This is a genomic window from Ancylobacter sp., from assembly GCF_965279025.1.
In the GTDB taxonomy this organism is placed as follows: Bacteria; Pseudomonadota; Alphaproteobacteria; order Rhizobiales; family Xanthobacteraceae; genus Ancylobacter.
Map to the genome: position 1 here is coordinate 1,330,001 of NZ_OZ257132.1, position 15,028 is coordinate 1,345,028.

Here is a 15,028-nt window from a genome sequence, read left to right on the forward strand (position 1 = left end):
CTACGGATCGTCGCCTTGGTGCGCCTTTACCACACCAACTAGCTAATCCGACGCGGGTTCATCCAATGGCGATAAATCTTTCCCCTTGCGGGCTCATACGGTATTAGTCCCAGTTTCCCGGAATTATTCCGTACCATTGGGCAGATCCCCACGTGTTACTCACCCGTCTGCCACTCCCCTTGCGGGGCGTTCGACTTGCATGTGTTAAGCCTGCCGCCAGCGTTCGTTCTGAGCCAGGATCAAACTCTCAAGTTGAATGAGAATTAATCTCGGCTTTGCGTCGCTACGCTCAAAACCTCTTGACGAGGTTGGAACCAGGCACATCCTTCACAGGATGCGCGGCTCCGAGAACGTAAGACCGCCGAAGTCTCATCCGACTTCCCCGACCGAAGCTGGGGAAGTCCGCAAGGACCCCGCCGTCCACGTTTCTCTTTCTTACTCTTCACTTGTCAAAAAGCTGGGCCGAAACCCCGGGATCGAAATCCCACCGGGCCAAAGCCCGAAATTCACGAGAAACCGAAGTCCCTCAACCTATGGGCTCGCACCCACCAGCACATCGAAACCTCCCGTCCGGTTCTCACCGGCCGCCGCAGCCTCACCAAAGTGGGGTGCTTCAGAGGAGCGCCAAACCCGCCGTTGCGGTGGCGCCGCGTCGATGGGCGCTTTATAGGCCCGGCCCTCCGCGCCTGTCAACACCCATCACATCAGAAAAATGACAGGCTGTTGTCAGTGGCCCTGGAGAGGGGTCTTGGCCATCAACTGCTTGTATATGCGCAGCTTTCTTATCCACATGTGGTCCCGGACCGGACGGATGGACGGTAAGAACGGGCAAGCGAAGCATCCTTTTCGTCGCCCGCACGGCGCGCGGGAACGGCCTTGATGGCGCGTGTTTGGGCCCCTTGCCGCCTTTTTCAGCGAACCGCCATCGGCGGCAGCGCGACCACGCTTTCCTCGACGCGGCTGCCCAGCTTCAGCTCCTCCGGCGTTGCGCACAGCCCGATGCGGGCGAGCATTCGGCCAAGGCCGGGTTGGGAGGTGAGCACGGCGAAGGGCACGGCACCAATAAGGCCGATCAGCACCGGCAGGGCCCAGACAAGCGCCCCCGGCGCATACGCATAGAGAAGGCCGCCAAGCCCGCAGCCGAACAGGAACTGCGGCCACAGCCCGGCCAGGGCCGTGCGCCAGGAAAGCCGCGTCGCGTCGCGCACCTGCGCCTCCCAGGTCACCGTTCGCCCAAGCACTAGACCGACCATGAACAGCGCGATCCGGAAGGCCACCACCGGACCAAGCAGGACCGAGAACAGGAATTCGACCGAGGCCCCACCCAACAGCCGACCCGTGCCGCCATAGCGTTTCCGTTCGCCCGCGCGCAGCAGCACGTCGGCGAGGCCGGCGAGTTTCGGCGCGAGGCTCATCAGGAACATGGTGGCGAACAGCGCAAGGCCGAGCGCAGCGGGAAATGGCTGCGCGGTCGGCTGGGTGTCGAACACCTTGAGCGCCGCAAGGCCGATGAAGGCCATCCAGGCGAACGCGCCGACATACATCAGCATCGCCCAGGCGATCTGAAACCGGCTCATCGGCTTCAACCCCGGCAGCGCGATGAGGCGCCAATACTGCATGTTGCCCTGGCACCAGCGCAGGTCCCGGCGGGTGAATTCGGTGAGATGCGGCGGGTTTTCCTCGAAGCTGTCCATCTCCTCCGGCAGCACCCGCACCTCATAGCCGGCGCGGCGCATCAGCACGGCCTCGATCTGGTCGTGGGAGAGGATGTGCCCGGAGAGCGGCCCTTTGCCGGGCAGCACCGGCAGAGAACAGTGCGCCTTGAACGGCGCAATGCGGATGACCGCGTTGTGCCCCCAATAAGGACCGCAATCGCCCGCCCACCAGGACGCGCCCATCGTGTAGGAGCGCATGCCGTGGCGCATGCCGAACTGGAAGATGCGCGCGAAGGGCGAGCGTGACGGCAAACCCACCACCAGGCTCTGCAGGATGCCGAGCCGCGGGTTGGCCTGCATGATGCGCACAAGGCGCAGTATGGTCGCCGCGCCGAGCAGGCTGTCGGCATCGAGCACCAGCATCTGTTCGTGCACGTCGCCCCAGCGTTCAAGGAAATCGCGGATATTGCCGGCCTTGAAGCCCGTATTATCGCTGCGCCGCCGATAGGTGAGGGAAATGTCCGCGCCGAGTGCGGCCCGCCACGCGGCGAAGATTGTCTCCTCGGCCTCGGCGATGGCCGGATCGGTGGTGTCCGACAGCACGTACCACGCGAAGTGCTTGTCGGCGTCGCTGCCGAGCTCCGCCTGCATGGCCTGCAGCCGCGCGAAAGCCCGCGCCGGATCCTCGTTGCGCAGCGTCATCACCACAGCCACACGCGCGGTGATCGGCGCGTTCTCCCCCGCGCGGGCGGCATAGGGATAAACGGAGCGCCGCGCGTCGCCAGGGCCATGCAGCAACCACAGGCCGATCAGCGCGTTCCAGAAACCGAGGATCGTCCAGGGCGTGGAAAGGCAGAAGGCCAGCAGCAGCGCCCCATCCAGCGGCGTGAAGCCGCCATGGGAAAGCAGGGTGGCAAACAGCGCAACCAGGCCGGCATAGGTGACCATGTTGAGCGTGAAGACCAGGAGCCGGCGGCGAAACAGCCGCCGCAGCGATTGCACGCCGGTCGGCGTGCGCCTGTCTACGATCTCGGCGGGGGGCATCAAGCCTTCCGCGACATTCTCATCGAGACTCATGCCTGTACCCTGATCCGCAAACCGGACATGCTGCAAACCCCACCCTAGCTTGTACGCAGCCGGGCGGCCGCGGTTCACGAAAGATGTGGGATCCAACGGCCTGCCCCGCCCGTTATGTGAGGGCGATCCGGCAAAAGGGGGGCGATCCGCGATGGCCGAACCACGTCTCACTGCCGCGCGTCAGCTCTGGAGCGTGGCGCCTTGGCGCTATGAGATGCGTGACGCGCCGCTCGGCGAGCGGTCGGCGGATATGCTGACCGTGCGTGCACTTGCCTCCACCCTCAGTCGCGGCACGGAGCGCCTTGTCCTGGAAGGCCGCGTTCCGCCAAGCGAGTATCAGCGGATGCGTGCGCCGCTACAGAAGGGCGATTTCCCCTTCCCGGTGCAGTATGGCTACCAAAGCGTCGGGGTGGTCGAGGACGGACCGGACGAATGGGTTGGCCGCACCGTCTTCGCCCTCCATCCCCATCAGGACATCTATCTCGTACCCGCCGCGGCAGTTCTGCCGGTGCCCGAGGGCGTTCCTCCCCAGCGGGCGACGCTGGCGGCAAACATGGAAACGGCCCTCAACGCCCTGTGGGATGCCGGCGCCGGTCCGGGCGACCGGATCACGATCGTGGGAGGTGGCGTAATCGGCCTGCTGCTGGCAGGGCTCGCCGCACGTCTTCCCGGCGCCGATGTCACGCTGGTGGACGTGGAACCGGGCCGGGAAGATCTGGCACGCACGCTGGGGGTGGCCTTCACCCTCCCCGACGCCGTACGCGATGATGCCGATATCGTATTCCACACCAGCGCCAGTGCTGCCGGTTTGAAGACCGCCCTCGGCGCCGGCGGCTTCGAGGCACGCATCGTCGAGATGAGCTGGTATGGAGACGCCGCTCCGGCCGTTCCCCTTGGGGAGAGTTTCCACAGCCGGCGCCTGCAACTGATCGGTTCGCAGGTGGGTTCCGTATCAGCGTCGCGGCGGCCACGCTGGACGCATGCGCGCCGGCTCGCCAAGGCGCTCGCTCTGCTGGACGACGCGCGCCTCGACCGGCTGGTCTCGCATGTCGTCCCGTTTGCCCAGGCGCCGGCACGCCTGCCGGAACTTCTGGCCGAAGGGCAGGACGCGCTGGCGATCCTGCTCGATTACCGATGAGGGAAGCCATGTACTGTGTCGAAGTCCGCGATCGCATCATGATCGCCCACTCTCTGCCCGATCCGTTCTTCGGCCCGGCGCAGGGCCTTCATGGCGCGACCTTCGTCGTCGACGTCGCCTTCTTCCGCGAGGAACTGACGGCCCAGAACGTCGTGGTCGACATCGGCGCGGCGCTCGACGTGCTCAAGGCGACGCTGCAGCCGCTGGCCTACCAGAATCTCGACGCCCTGCCGGCCTTCGCGGGAAAACTCACCACCACGGAATTCCTGGCGCGGCATATCTTCGACAATGTGGCCGCCGCCGCCCGCTCCGGTGCGCTGGGGGAGGATGGCCCCGGCCTGGCGAAGATCCGCGTCACCCTGCACGAGACCGATCTCGCCCGCGCCAGCTTCGAAGCCGGCCTCGGCTGAAGGCGCGCAACGTGACCGGCTTCACCTTCGCCATTCCCGGCGATATCGGCCTCCCCACCGGCGGCTATGCCTATGACCGGCGCGTGATCGCGCAGTGCCGGCGCGCCGGCCGAGAGGTGCACCACCTCGTGCTGCCGGCGGGATTCCCGTTTCCCTCGCCCGGCGAACTGGCGGAGAGCGACATCCTGCTGCGGGGGATACCGCCCGGCCTGCCGGTGCTGATCGACGGACTGGCCTTCGGCGCCCTCCCCGCGCCGCTGCTGCGCGGGTTGCGGCGTCCGCTCGCGGCACTGGTGCACCATCCACTGGCGCTGGAGACCGGGCTGAATGAGGGCCAGCGCGCGGCGCTCCTGGCCAGCGAGCGGGCCGCGCTGGCGGAAGCATCCGTCGTGATCGCCACCAGCCCCTCCACAGCCCGGCTGTTGGCGCAGGATTATGGCGTGCCTGGGGATCGACTGAAAGTGGCCGTGCCGGGCACCGATCCCGCGCCCCGGGCGCATGGTACGGGACAGCCGGCCCGCCTGCTCTGCGTCGGCGCGGTCATCCCGCGCAAGGCGCATGGCGTGCTTGTCGACGCCCTTGCCACCCTCGGCTCGCGCGACTGGACCTGCCACATCGTCGGCGCCACCGATCGGGAAGCCGAGGAGACGGCGAGGGTGCGCCAGCGCATCGCGGCGCGGGGGCTCCAGCAACATGTCCATCTGACCGGGGCGATCTCGCCTGAGGCGCTGGCGCAGGAATTCGACGCCGCCGACCTTTTCGTCAGCGCCTCCCTCTTCGAGGGGTTCGGCATGGGCCTGACCGAAGCGCTGGGACGCGGCCTGCCGATTGTGGCGACTCGCGCCGGCGCGATACCCGATACCGTGCCGTTCACGGCGTCCATCCTCGCCTCGCCGAACGATGCCGAGGACCTTGGCGCCGCCATCGACCTGCTGCTGGACGAGCCCGACAGACGGCGCCTGATGGCGGACGCGGCTTGGCGCCACGCGCAGTCTTTGCCCAGTTGGGCGCAGACGGCGTCCATTATTCTCGGCGCCCTCAGGGAGATGCCACGATGAGCGGTTTCGCTGCCGATTGGCTGGCCCTGCGAGAGCCTGTCGACCACATCTCGCGAAATGAGGAAGTGGCGAGCCGGATGCGCGCGCATTTCACCGGCCGCGCCGCGCTGACCGTCGTCGATCTCGGCTGCGGCACGGGCTCCAATCTGCGGGGCCTGGCGGCTGACCTCCCGCGCCGCCAGCATTGGCATCTGATCGACGGTGACCCTGCCTTGCTGGCGCGCGCGCGCCAGTGCCTCGCCGACTGGGCCGAGGATGCGCGGCCGAACGGCGCCGGTCTCAGCCTTAAAAAGAACGACTGCCAGATCGACGTGGCCTTCGAATGCGCAGACCTGACCGTTCGCAACCTTGATTTCGGCGATGTCGGGGCTGACCTGGTGACCGCCGCGGCGCTTTTCGATCTCGTATCCGAGCCCTGGCTGGAGCGCCTGGTTGCTCAACTGGCTGAAGGGCGGATCCCGCTCTATGCCGTGCTGAACTATGACGGCGCGGCGCAGTGGCGGCCCTCGGACGCCCTCGACGAGCGTGTGATTGCTGCGTTCAACCGCCATCAGCGCGGCGAAAAGGGTTTCGGCCCGGCGCTCGGGCCGGCGGCGGGCGAGGCACTGGCGCATCTTCTCACCCAGCGCGGCTATAAATCATGCTCGGGCGGCAGCCCGTGGGAACTCGGCCCCGCCCATTCCGACCTGATCGCCGCGCTCACCGCCGGCTTCGCCGAGGCCGCAGGCGAAATCGAGCCCGACCATCACATGGCCTACGCGCAATGGGGGCGCAGCCGCGCGAACGCGCCGGCGGTGACAATCGGGCATCAGGACATCTTCGCCCATAGCTGAACGTGTAGACCGCTTCAGAGCGGTGGCCACATGCGCCGCATGACGCCGTCGCGCTTGACGAAGCGATGGCGCAGCGCGGCGGCGATATGCAGGAGCGCGACGATGCCGAGACCCTGCGCCAGCAAGCCATGCAGGCCGAGGATCCGGTTTGCCAGTCCCTCGTCGGGCGACAGGATCGCCGGGAGATTGAAAAGGCCGAACACGTCGAGGGCCGGATAGGCGGAAATGCCGGCCCAGCCAAGCAGGGGCACCACGAGCAGCAATATATAGAGAAGAGCGTGCACAGCACCCGACGCCGCGCGCTCCAGAGGCGTCAAGGCGGCAACGGGTGGCGGCGCCCCCCGCCGCAGTCGCACCAGCACCCGCAGGACGATCAGCCACAGCACGATGAAGCCGAGCAGCTTGTGCAGGCTGTAGAGCGAGCCGGTGGTCGCGTCGAAATTCGTCGCCTCGCCACGGGCGACCATATAGAGGCCGAGCGGGATCAGGCACAGGACGAACAGGGCAACCGCCCAGTGCAGCAGGCGCGGGAGAGTCCTGTAGCGTGGCGGGGCAGCCGATGCCGTATCTGCGTCAGAGACCGACATGCCTGCCTCCCGGGGATGTACTGCGCAGATCGCAGTCGCAGAGAATATTGCCGTCGTCGAGCAGATAGGTCCAGGAGCGCGGGCGCAGGGCCTCGTCGACGCCGTCGATCGGCTTGAGGTTCAAACCCGGCCGCCCCGAGCCGAGGATGATGGGGGCGAAGCAGATATGCAGGCGGTCGACCAGCCCGGCATCGATGAACCGCGAGATCGTCGACGCCCCGCCTTCGATCAGAATCGTCCGGTGTCCACGGGCGGCGAGGGCCTCGATCAGCCGTTCCGGCTCGAACACATCAGGCGCGTTATCCGAACCGATGCGGTCGACATCTCTCGGCCATCCCGTCGGGTCCTCCGAGAACACAATCCGGTTACATCCATCCGCGTCCAGCCATTTGGCGTCGCGCCGCGAGCGGCCGGACCTGTCGATGACCGCCCGGGTGGGGCTGCGCCCGGGAACGCGCCGCGTGGTGAGCCGGGGATCGTCGGCCACCACGGTGCCGACGCCGACGACAACCACATCCGCCATGGCGCGCAGGCGGTGCAGGTGATCGAGGCCCGAACAGCCGTTGATATCGCGGGATTTTCCTGTCGGGGTGGCGATCCGCCCGTCCAGCGACTGCCCGAGCTGAGCGACGACGAAAGGCGCTTCCCGCTCCCGCAGAATCGGCTCGTAAAGGGCAGCAAGCGGATCGGTCGGTATTTCGCGACGGTTCAAGGAGGGCTCCCGCAGTTCGATGCAGTCTATCGCCAGACGCCGTGCGCCGACAGGACGGCCCATCCGCACGCGGCACACACAGCTATTACGTGCGAACGGCCGAAATGGAGCCGCCAGGCGAGGCAAAAGATGAGGGGTTGGCCCCGCGCTCCTCGCCGGAACCCTGCTCTCCGCCATTTGCCGTTGCGCCGGGGCCGCCGCCTGTGGGAGTGAAGGCTGGGCCGGGACGACCAATGGGCGGAACACATTATGAAGGTGGCGATCGTTCATTACTGGCTCGTCGGCATGCGCGGCGGCGAGAAGGTGCTGGAAGCCATCTGCCGCCTGTTTCCCGAGGCCGACATTTTCACCCATGTCTGTATTCCCGAGGCGATCAGCCCGCTGCTGCGCACGCACCGCATCCGCGAGACCTCGGTCGGGCGCCTGCCCTTCGCGGGACGGCTCTACCAATCCTACCTGCCCTTTATGCCGGGCGCGCTCGAGGCTCTGGACCTGAGCGGCTACGATCTCGTCATCTCCAGTGAAGCAGGCCCCGCGAAAGGGGTCATCGCCGCTCCCGACGCGTTCCACCTTTGCTATACGCACTCCCCCATGCGCTATCTCTGGGATCAGTATCATACCTACCGCAACGGGGCGGGGCCGCTCGCGAAGCTGATGATGCCGCTGCTCGCGCCGCCGCTGCGGGTGTGGGATGTGACCTCGGCCGCACGGGTCGACACGTTTCTGGCGAATTCAAATCATGTGGCGGCGCGCATCCGCAAATACTGGCGGCGTGACGCTGAAGTTCTTCACCCGCCCGTCGACGTGGCGGCCTTCGCCCCGGTTCCTGCCGCGGAGCGCGGTGACTTCTATCTCTGGGCCGGCGAACTCGTGCCCTATAAGCGCCCGGACATCGCTATTGAAGCGTTTCGGCAGCTCGGCCTGCCGCTCGTGGTGATTGGCGGGCCGGACAAGGCGCGCAAGCGCCTGGAGGCATCCCGTCCCGCCAATGTGACATTCCTCGGCAAGGTCGATTTCGCCACGTTGCGCGCGCACATGGCGCGCTGCAAGGCGCTGATCTTTCCGGGCGAGGAGGATTTCGGCATGGTGCCGGTCGAGGTCATGGCCTCGGGCCGCCCGGTGATCGCCTATGGGCGCGGCGGCGCGCTGGAGACCGTGCTCCATGGCGAGACCGGCTTTCTGTTCAACGACCAGTCCGTGGAGGGTCTCGTGACGGCGGTGCGCGACTTCGAGGCCTCCGGGCTGGGGGACCTCGATCCCGCCAGGCTGGTTGCCCATGCCGCCCGCTTCGATGAAACGACCTTCCGCCAGGGCTTTCAGGCCACATTGGCGGCTGCCGGCATCAAGGTTCCCTAGCGCCGAATTCGAGCGAAGCTAAGCCACGATCGGCTCCTTTCAATCGATTTGACGCTAATATCCTGCTTCCCGAGAATCGCAGCTTGTCGCGGGCGCTGCATCACTCAGCTGGGCGCGCTATGAGCCTCGACATCTGCATCAATGGACGATTCCTGGTCGATACGCCTGCAACCACCTACGCGGTGGCCCGGCATCTGACGCACGCCCTCGGGGCCTTGCTTGCCTCCGAGCGCGAACATCGCCGCGAGATCAGCCCGAAGGTGATCGCTCCCCCCAATGCGGCGCCGGCTGCCGTCACGGCGCTGGAACTGCCGGTGGAGCGTGTCGGGCCGCTGTCGGGAAACCTGTGGGAGCAGGTTCTCCTGCCCCATCACGTCAGGGGACGGCTGCTGCTGAACTTCGCGGCGCGCAGTCCCTTGGTCTCCCGCCATGCGCTGACGATGGTGCATGACGCCCAGGTTTTCACGGCACCCGATTCCTATGGATGGGCTTTTCGGGAGACGCTGAAAGCGAATATTCGCGTCGCCGGGAAGAGACAGCTTGGGCTGCTGACGGTCTCTGACTTCTCGAAGGCAGAGCTCGCAGGATTGGGGATTGCCCCGCCGGAGCGAATCCACGTCATCTATAATGGCGTGGATCACATCCTGCGCCACGCGCCCGATGACACGATCCTGCCGCGGCTTGGCCTGACGTTTCGCGGCTATGCACTGGCGTTGTCCAACCTGCAGCCGCACAAGAATATCGGCCTGCTCCTTCGCACCTTCGCAAGCCCCGACATGGCCGGTCTCAAGCTCGTCCTGGTCGGCGGCGCCACGCGGGAGGAATTCGTCGCCCGCGGCATGCAGCCACCGGAGAACGTGATCTTCGCCGGGCGCGTCTCGGATGGCGAGATGCGCAGCCTGCAGACGCAGGCGCTGGCGGTGTGCACGCCGTCCCTTACCGAGGGGTTCGGCCTGCCCCCCGTCGAAGCGATCTTCCTAGGTACCCCCGGCGTCATCGCGCCCTGCGGCGCGCTCCCCGAAGTGTGCGGCCCCGGGGCGCTGCACGCCGATCCGCGCGACCCCTCCGCCTGGAAGGACGCCCTGTTGCGGCTGCGCGACGATCACGACCTCCACGCCAGCCTCGCCCGACAGGGACAGGCCTTCGCGGCCCGGTTCACATGGAAGGCCGCCGCCGAACGGCTGGTCGAGATCATCGACGATCACGGGGGATAGATCGCGGGTGCCGCCGCGAAACGCGACGACGTGACCCCGCACGAATGGCGACGCGGCTTTGCCAGCATAACCGGGGATCTGGGCTCACGGAGCCCAAAACGACAAAAGCCCCGCTGGCGCGAGGCTTTCTGACGTAGGGAAATTTGGAGCGGGCGATGGGATTCGAACCCACGACCCCAACCTTGGCAAGGTTGTGCTCTACCCCTGAGCTACACCCGCCCGCTCCGTCGTCCAGTACCGCGTTGGCTGCGGCCCCGAACGGGCCGTCTCTATGCCCCAGCCTCGCGGAGAATGCAACGGGCTTTCGCAGGTTTTCTCACAGGCTGATGACAGGTCGTCCCCGGCCTTGCCGCGCAGGGCGGGGAGGTCAAAGGTTGCGATGCGTGAATACATCGGCGAGGCGCGCGCCATCCCCGGCGCGCTCCAGCCGGCAGTGATGGGCGAGCCCGCCGGCATCGCGCCGGGAGGCGAGGCGCCGGACCACCACGCGCTCGCCGGGATCGATATTGCCGTGGAAATACACCTCGCGCGACCGCGTGCTGGCGAGCGGCGCGCGGCGGCTGTCGAACTGCCATTCGGCCCGGTCGATGAAGGCGATGAAACTGGAGAAATAGAGGAAGCCGGCACCGTTGAAATCCTGCGCCGGACAGGGATCGATCTCCAGAACCGCCCTCGCCGCCTCGTCCGGCTCCAGACCGAAGCGTGCCTCCGCCTCCCCCCGACCGGCGCGGAAGGCGGCCGCGCGGGCGGCAAGTCCCGTGGCTTCCGGCCGGTCCGGCGGGGGAAAGCCGTCCAATGCCACGCGCGCCACCGTGTGGTTGCCCCCGCCCGGTGCGCGGCGCACGAAGGCCGACACCAGATGCACTGTGCCGATGGGACGTCCGGCGCTGGTGAGCGTATGGCGGCTGGCGCATTGGGTGCGCGAGATCCGGCGGATCTCGCTGCGGACGGTTATCCGGTCGTTCTCCCTCACGCGGGCGAAATCGGCGTCCGTCACTGACAATGCGCTGAAGGCGGCATAGACCGGCTCGCCGCTGGCATCGCGGAAATCGGGGACGGCGCGGCCTGCCATCTGCGCCAGCCCCATCCAATGGCGATGGCCCAGTTCCTTCAGCAGCCACGTCTCCGACAGGCCCGCCAGGCAGAGCTGCGGCATGCCGAGCAGCAGCGTCTCCTCGCAGACCGGCGCGGCAGTCACGGCGAACGCGTCGGGAGGCAGCGCGACATTCATGCGGCGCTGTCCTGTCCGGCGCGGGCGGCCCGCGCGGCGATGTGGGAAACGATGTGGGCGGCGTCGCGCCCCACGCTGCCGAAACGCCCGGAACCCCAGCTGTGCAGCCAGGGCAGGCCGACAAAGTACACCCCCTCGCGCAAAGTGATGCCACGCCGGTGCTGGGGATGGCCGGCGCCATTGAACACCGGTGCGTCAAGCCAGCGGAAATCGGGCCTGAACCCGATGCACCAGATGATGGAGGCAATGCCGGAAGCCGCGAGATCCAGCTCCGGACGCTCCCCCTCCGGTCGCCAGACAGCCTTGTAGACGGATGGCGGCGGCGCCTCCAGGCCGTTCGCGGCTATATGCTTGTCGATGGCGGCGTTGATGCCGTTATAGGTCTTGTCGGCGTCGTCGAGCGCGCTGACGAGGTTGGTATCGAAGAGCAGGCTGGCGCCGTCATAGTCCCGCAGCGCGCCGTAAAGCTCCATCCCCTGGCGGGCGAACAGGCGCAGGTCGATGTCCCGCCCGCCATCCCGGCCGGTCACGTAGTGATTGGTGTTGTCGCGCACCCCCTCGCGCAGGGGATGCTGCTCCACCGGCATGTCGTAATAGCCCATGTCCGCAAGCCAGGAGACGACGTCGCGGCCGCGATAGAACCTTGCGCAGCGAGGGGCATTGCCGACGGCCAGGTGCACCTTGCGGCCGGCGAGGTGCAGGTCCTCGGCGATCTGGGCGCCGGACTGGCCGGAGCCGACGACCAGCACCGGCCCCTCGGGCAACTGGTCGGCGTTGCGGTACTGCGCGGAGTGGATCTGCGCGATCACCGGCGGCAGGCGCTCGGCCATGCGAGGCACGATCGGCTCGTGATAGCCGCCGGAGGCCACCACGACATTGTCGGCGCTGACGTCTCCCGCGCTGGTGGCGACATGGAAGCCGCCCTCGGCCCGTGGAGTGACCCGTCGAACGCTGACCCCTTCGCGGATCGGCGGATCCACCTTGGCGCGGAACTCCCTGAGGTAGCTGAGGATTTCGTCCTTCCGCATGAAGCCGTCAGGGTCCGGCCCGGCATAGGGATGGCCCGGCAGGTCGCATTGCCAGTTCGGCGTGACGAGGCTGAAATTGTCCCAGCGCTGGCTCTCCCAGGCGTGCATGGCGCGCTGCTTTTCCAGCACCAGATGGGCGATGCCCTGCTGGCGCAGATGGTAGCTCGTGGAGAGCCCGGCCTGCCCGCCGCCGACGATGACAACCGGGTAATGCGCAATGCCGTTCTCGTTCATGGCGTTTTCTCCGGGGCTCATGCGTCGAAGCTCTCGACGGCGACGCGGGCGTCGGGGAGGGTTGAATAGGTGCGCCCGGCGGCCTCGATGCGGGCGAGTTGGCCGAGTGCGCGCGAGCAGGGAAAGCCGTAGCGCGCCTCCACCCGGGCGCTGGCGATGCCGAGTGCCTCGCGGGATTTTTCAAGGAATTCCAACAGCTTGTAACTCTCGCCGGGGACGAAATAGTCCTTGATGACCAGAGAGGGCGAGTAACAGCCCTCACGGGTGCCGTCCGGCCAGCGGATGGTGAAGCGCATTTCAGGCATGAACAGCCTCCGCGAGATTCGCATAGGTGGGCAGGTGCGCCCGCGCGGTCGCCGCCCAGTCGTGCCGGGCGGCGACGGAGGGACCGAGGGCTTTGAGACGGGCGCGATTTTCGGGTTTCAGCGCCAGCATCAGCGCGTCGGCGATGGCGCCGGCATGGAGCGGATCGCACCAGACCGTCTCGCCCTCGCCGATATGCTCGGTGAAGGGCGCGATGCGGGAGATGACGGTGGGAACGCCCGACGCCATCGCCTCCAGCGCCACCAGGCCGAAGCCCTCCTTCACCGAGGGAAAGGCGAGCACATGGGCCAGCCGGTAGAGCGCGGGCATGTCCTCCTGCGCCAGCGCCCCGGTGCGCAGGACGGCGCCCTCGGGCAGGCCGGAGGTGGCGAGAGCGGCCTCGAACTGTTCGAGATAATCCTTGTGATCCAACAAGGTAACCCCACCCGCAATGACCAGCTGAGCGCGTGGGTGCATGGCGCGGAGCTGGAGGAAGGCCTCCAGGATCCGCCTTGTGTTCTTGCGCGGCTCCACCCCGCCGACGCTGAGCACGACGGGGCCGGCACCAAGGCCGAGCCGGGCGGCCAGCGCGGCTTCGCGGCCATCGGGGAGCGGGGAAAAGCGCCCAACATCTACGCCGTTGCCGACGAGGACGGCCTCCAGCCCGAAGGTCTCGGCGACAAGGCCTTGCCACAGGGCGCTCACGACAAAATGCCGGTCGGCGGCGAGGATCGACCGGTGTTGCAACGCCAGCAAAGCGGGATCACGGAAGGCGTCGACATGGTGGACGGTACGGGCGAAGCCGGGGATCAGGCCGTGCTCCTTCAGGGTCGCCAGCGCATTGCCGGAAATGCCGTCCTGGGCATGGAAGACATCGAAGCGGCGATGCTCTAGGGCATTGAAATGGCTCATATATTCATCGGCGCGCTGGCGCACCATCGCGGCCACATCCGAGCCGGCGGGTGCGGCGGGCACGCTCACCGTGGCGCACAGGCTGGGGCGGAAAAAGCCGGCCCCCCTTGGGTCGGGAGCGTGCACCACCGCCTCGCAACCCAGCCTTACCAACGCATCGCCGAGTTCCAGCGCGTGGACGACGCCACCGCGCGGATTGGTGGAATGGGCAAGGATGGCGATGCGAAGGGGCCGGCGCAGCGAACGCGTCATGCGGCGTCCCCCACGACTGCGGGCGCTGCTGCCTCATCAAGCTGCAGAACGGCCGGTCCGCAGCCGAGCAGGCTGCGGCGCTCGAAGTCCCAGATCGTCTCGCGCGCCGCGCCGCTGGCCACCACCACGCGGCGGTCCGCCGTCACCCTGCCGATGGCGGCGGCGGCGATGCCGCGCCGGTGGAAGGCGGACAACAGCGCCGGCAGATTCGTCTCGGTAGCCGAGAGCAGGTAGCCATAGCTGGGGAAGCTCATCAGCCAGCGCGCCGGATCGACCCCCTCGGGCGCCGGCACCTTCGCAAGGTCGATCTCCACCCCGACGCCGGAGCACTCGGCCAGCATGGCGGCGGTGCCGACCAGCCCGCCCTGGCTGATATCCTTGGCGGCGCGGGAGAGCCCGGCCTCGGCGATGAAGGGCAGCACCTCGAGATCGCCGCGCAGCCGCTCCGCCGGGGCATCGGTCGCCGCCTCCCAATTGGAGAACGGCTCGCGGTAGCGCCCGCGCAGGTCGAGGGCGGCGACCAGCGTCTCGCCGGGACGGGCGTCGAAGGAGGTGAGCAGCCGCGAGGCCCGGCCCAGCACGGCGACGGAGAGCTGGCCGCGATCGGTCGCCAGATTGGTATGGCCGCCGACAATGGGCACCCCGAAGCGGGCGGACGCCGCGCGCAGCCCCTCCAGCACCGGGGTGGCGCCGTCCTCGCCCTTGGCCCACACCGCATCGACCACGGCGAGCGGGCGCCCGCCCATGGCGGCGATGTCGGACAGGTTGACCATCACCCCGCACCAGCCGGCGAACCACGGATCGCCGGCGACGAACGCGTTCATGAAACCTTCGATGGCGAACAGCAGGTAGCCATCGCCATCGGGAATCGCCGCGCAGTCGTCGCCCACCGGCACGGCGCCCGCCCCGCTCAGGCCCAGCCGCGCGGCGGCCACGGCGATGTCGGCCTTCGCCGCCATGCCGGTCGAGGCGCGCAGCCGGGCGGCGAGAGCCTCGAAGGCTGTGGCGGAAAGCGCGAGCGAGGCCAT

General features: G+C 67.7%; 14 protein-coding genes, 1 tRNA gene and 1 rRNA gene (1 of these 16 only partly in view). 6 read left to right on the forward strand and 10 right to left on the reverse strand.

The window, feature by feature from the left end; all coding sequences use genetic code 11:
* Both ACQY76_RS06200 and mdoH read right to left on the reverse strand, forming a co-directional pair.
* Positions 1-255, reverse strand: a 16S ribosomal RNA gene (locus ACQY76_RS06200) (it extends 1,230 nt beyond the left edge of the window).
* Between the two features lie 656 nt (positions 256-911).
* Positions 912-2,732: a glucans biosynthesis glucosyltransferase MdoH gene (mdoH, locus tag ACQY76_RS06205; RefSeq protein WP_428032019.1), complete on the reverse strand. Its 1,821-nt coding sequence runs from the start codon at positions 2,730-2,732 to the stop codon at positions 912-914.
* Between the two features lie 151 nt (positions 2,733-2,883).
* Between mdoH and ACQY76_RS06210 the strand changes: the two genes are divergently transcribed.
* From ACQY76_RS06210 to ACQY76_RS06225, 4 genes are all read left to right on the forward strand, one after another.
* Positions 2,884-3,870, forward strand: coding sequence for a zinc-dependent alcohol dehydrogenase (locus ACQY76_RS06210; RefSeq protein WP_428032020.1), 987 nt, complete (start codon positions 2,884-2,886; stop codon positions 3,868-3,870).
* Between the two features lie 8 nt (positions 3,871-3,878).
* Positions 3,879-4,280, forward strand: a complete 402-nt coding sequence (locus tag ACQY76_RS06215; protein ID WP_428032021.1) for a 6-pyruvoyl trahydropterin synthase family protein — start codon at positions 3,879-3,881, stop codon at positions 4,278-4,280.
* Positions 4,281-4,291: 11 nt separating this feature from the next.
* Positions 4,292-5,338 carry a glycosyltransferase family 4 protein gene (locus tag ACQY76_RS06220; protein WP_428032022.1) on the forward strand — a complete coding sequence of 349 codons (1,047 nt, stop codon included), beginning with the start codon at positions 4,292-4,294 and terminating at the stop codon, positions 5,336-5,338.
* 77 nt (positions 5,339-5,415) lie between these two features.
* Positions 5,416-6,171, forward strand: a complete 756-nt coding sequence (locus tag ACQY76_RS06225; protein ID WP_428032023.1) for a class I SAM-dependent methyltransferase — start codon at positions 5,416-5,418, stop codon at positions 6,169-6,171.
* Positions 6,172-6,185: 14 nt separating this feature from the next.
* On the opposite strand, the gene ACQY76_RS06230 is transcribed toward ACQY76_RS06225, so the two are convergent.
* Both ACQY76_RS06230 and ACQY76_RS06235 read right to left on the reverse strand, forming a co-directional pair.
* Entirely contained in the window at positions 6,186-6,758 is a 573-nt protein-coding gene (locus ACQY76_RS06230; RefSeq protein ID WP_428032024.1) for a cytochrome b, read from the reverse strand.
* Entirely contained in the window at positions 6,745-7,533 is a 789-nt protein-coding gene (locus ACQY76_RS06235) for a RibD family protein (RefSeq protein ID WP_428032025.1), read from the reverse strand. Before ACQY76_RS06235 ends, ACQY76_RS06230 begins: the two co-directional genes overlap by 14 nt.
* 186 nt (positions 7,534-7,719) lie before the next feature.
* On the opposite strand from ACQY76_RS06235, the gene ACQY76_RS06240 reads away from it, so the two are divergent.
* Positions 7,720-8,826 (forward strand): glycosyltransferase, encoded by a 1,107-nt coding sequence (locus ACQY76_RS06240; RefSeq protein ID WP_428032026.1) that lies wholly within the window; start codon positions 7,720-7,722, stop codon positions 8,824-8,826.
* 119 nt (positions 8,827-8,945) lie between these two features.
* Positions 8,946-10,040, forward strand: coding sequence for a glycosyltransferase family 4 protein (locus ACQY76_RS06245; protein ID WP_428032027.1), 1,095 nt, complete (start codon positions 8,946-8,948; stop codon positions 10,038-10,040).
* Positions 10,041-10,184: 144 nt separating this feature from the next.
* Here the strand turns inward: ACQY76_RS06245 and ACQY76_RS06250 are convergent.
* From ACQY76_RS06250 to ACQY76_RS06275, 6 genes are all read right to left on the reverse strand, one after another.
* Positions 10,185-10,259, reverse strand: a tRNA-Gly gene (locus ACQY76_RS06250).
* A 148-nt stretch (positions 10,260-10,407) separates the two neighbouring features.
* Positions 10,408-11,271 (reverse strand): Pnap_2097 family protein, encoded by an 864-nt coding sequence (locus ACQY76_RS06255; RefSeq protein ID WP_428032028.1) that lies wholly within the window; start codon positions 11,269-11,271, stop codon positions 10,408-10,410.
* Positions 11,268-12,533 carry an MSMEG_0569 family flavin-dependent oxidoreductase gene (locus ACQY76_RS06260; RefSeq protein WP_428032029.1) on the reverse strand — a complete coding sequence of 422 codons (1,266 nt, stop codon included), beginning with the start codon at positions 12,531-12,533 and terminating at the stop codon, positions 11,268-11,270. Before ACQY76_RS06260 ends, ACQY76_RS06255 begins: the two co-directional genes overlap by 4 nt.
* A gap of 17 nt (positions 12,534-12,550) precedes the next feature.
* A complete protein-coding gene (locus tag ACQY76_RS06265) occupies positions 12,551-12,838 on the reverse strand; it encodes an MSMEG_0570 family nitrogen starvation response protein (protein ID WP_428032030.1) in 288 nt (95 codons plus the stop codon).
* Complete coding sequence (locus tag ACQY76_RS06270; RefSeq protein WP_428032031.1) at positions 12,831-14,000, reverse strand: MSMEG_0565 family glycosyltransferase; 1,170 nt, start codon at positions 13,998-14,000, stop codon at positions 12,831-12,833. The genes ACQY76_RS06265 and ACQY76_RS06270 overlap by 8 nt, the downstream gene beginning before the upstream one ends.
* Positions 13,997-15,028 carry a sll0787 family AIR synthase-like protein gene (locus ACQY76_RS06275; protein WP_428032032.1) on the reverse strand — a complete coding sequence of 344 codons (1,032 nt, stop codon included), beginning with the start codon at positions 15,026-15,028 and terminating at the stop codon, positions 13,997-13,999. Before ACQY76_RS06275 ends, ACQY76_RS06270 begins: the two co-directional genes overlap by 4 nt.

Excerpts from the sequence above, each read along its gene's own strand:
- mdoH (WP_428032019.1), bottom strand. The coding sequence starts at position 2,732 with ATGAGTCTCGATGAGAATGTCGCGGAAGGCTTGATGCCCCCCGCCGAG.
- ACQY76_RS06210 (WP_428032020.1), top strand. The coding sequence starts at position 2,884 with ATGGCCGAACCACGTCTCACTGCCGCGCGTCAGCTCTGGAGCGTGGCG.
- ACQY76_RS06215 (WP_428032021.1), top strand. The coding sequence starts at position 3,879 with ATGTACTGTGTCGAAGTCCGCGATCGCATCATGATCGCCCACTCTCTG.
- ACQY76_RS06225 (WP_428032023.1), top strand. The coding sequence starts at position 5,416 with ATGCGCGCGCATTTCACCGGCCGCGCCGCGCTGACCGTCGTCGATCTC.
- ACQY76_RS06230 (WP_428032024.1), bottom strand. The coding sequence starts at position 6,758 with ATGTCGGTCTCTGACGCAGATACGGCATCGGCTGCCCCGCCACGCTAC.
- ACQY76_RS06235 (WP_428032025.1), bottom strand. The coding sequence starts at position 7,533 with ATGGGCCGTCCTGTCGGCGCACGGCGTCTGGCGATAGACTGCATCGAA.
- ACQY76_RS06240 (WP_428032026.1), top strand. The coding sequence starts at position 7,720 with ATGAAGGTGGCGATCGTTCATTACTGGCTCGTCGGCATGCGCGGCGGC.
- ACQY76_RS06245 (WP_428032027.1), top strand. The coding sequence starts at position 8,946 with ATGAGCCTCGACATCTGCATCAATGGACGATTCCTGGTCGATACGCCT.
- ACQY76_RS06255 (WP_428032028.1), bottom strand. The coding sequence starts at position 11,271 with ATGAATGTCGCGCTGCCTCCCGACGCGTTCGCCGTGACTGCCGCGCCG.
- ACQY76_RS06260 (WP_428032029.1), bottom strand. The coding sequence starts at position 12,533 with ATGAACGAGAACGGCATTGCGCATTACCCGGTTGTCATCGTCGGCGGC.
- ACQY76_RS06265 (WP_428032030.1), bottom strand. The coding sequence starts at position 12,838 with ATGCCTGAAATGCGCTTCACCATCCGCTGGCCGGACGGCACCCGTGAG.
- ACQY76_RS06270 (WP_428032031.1), bottom strand. The coding sequence starts at position 14,000 with ATGACGCGTTCGCTGCGCCGGCCCCTTCGCATCGCCATCCTTGCCCAT.
- ACQY76_RS06275 (WP_428032032.1), bottom strand. The coding sequence starts at position 15,028 with ATGGCCTCGCTCGCGCTTTCCGCCACAGCCTTCGAGGCTCTCGCCGCC.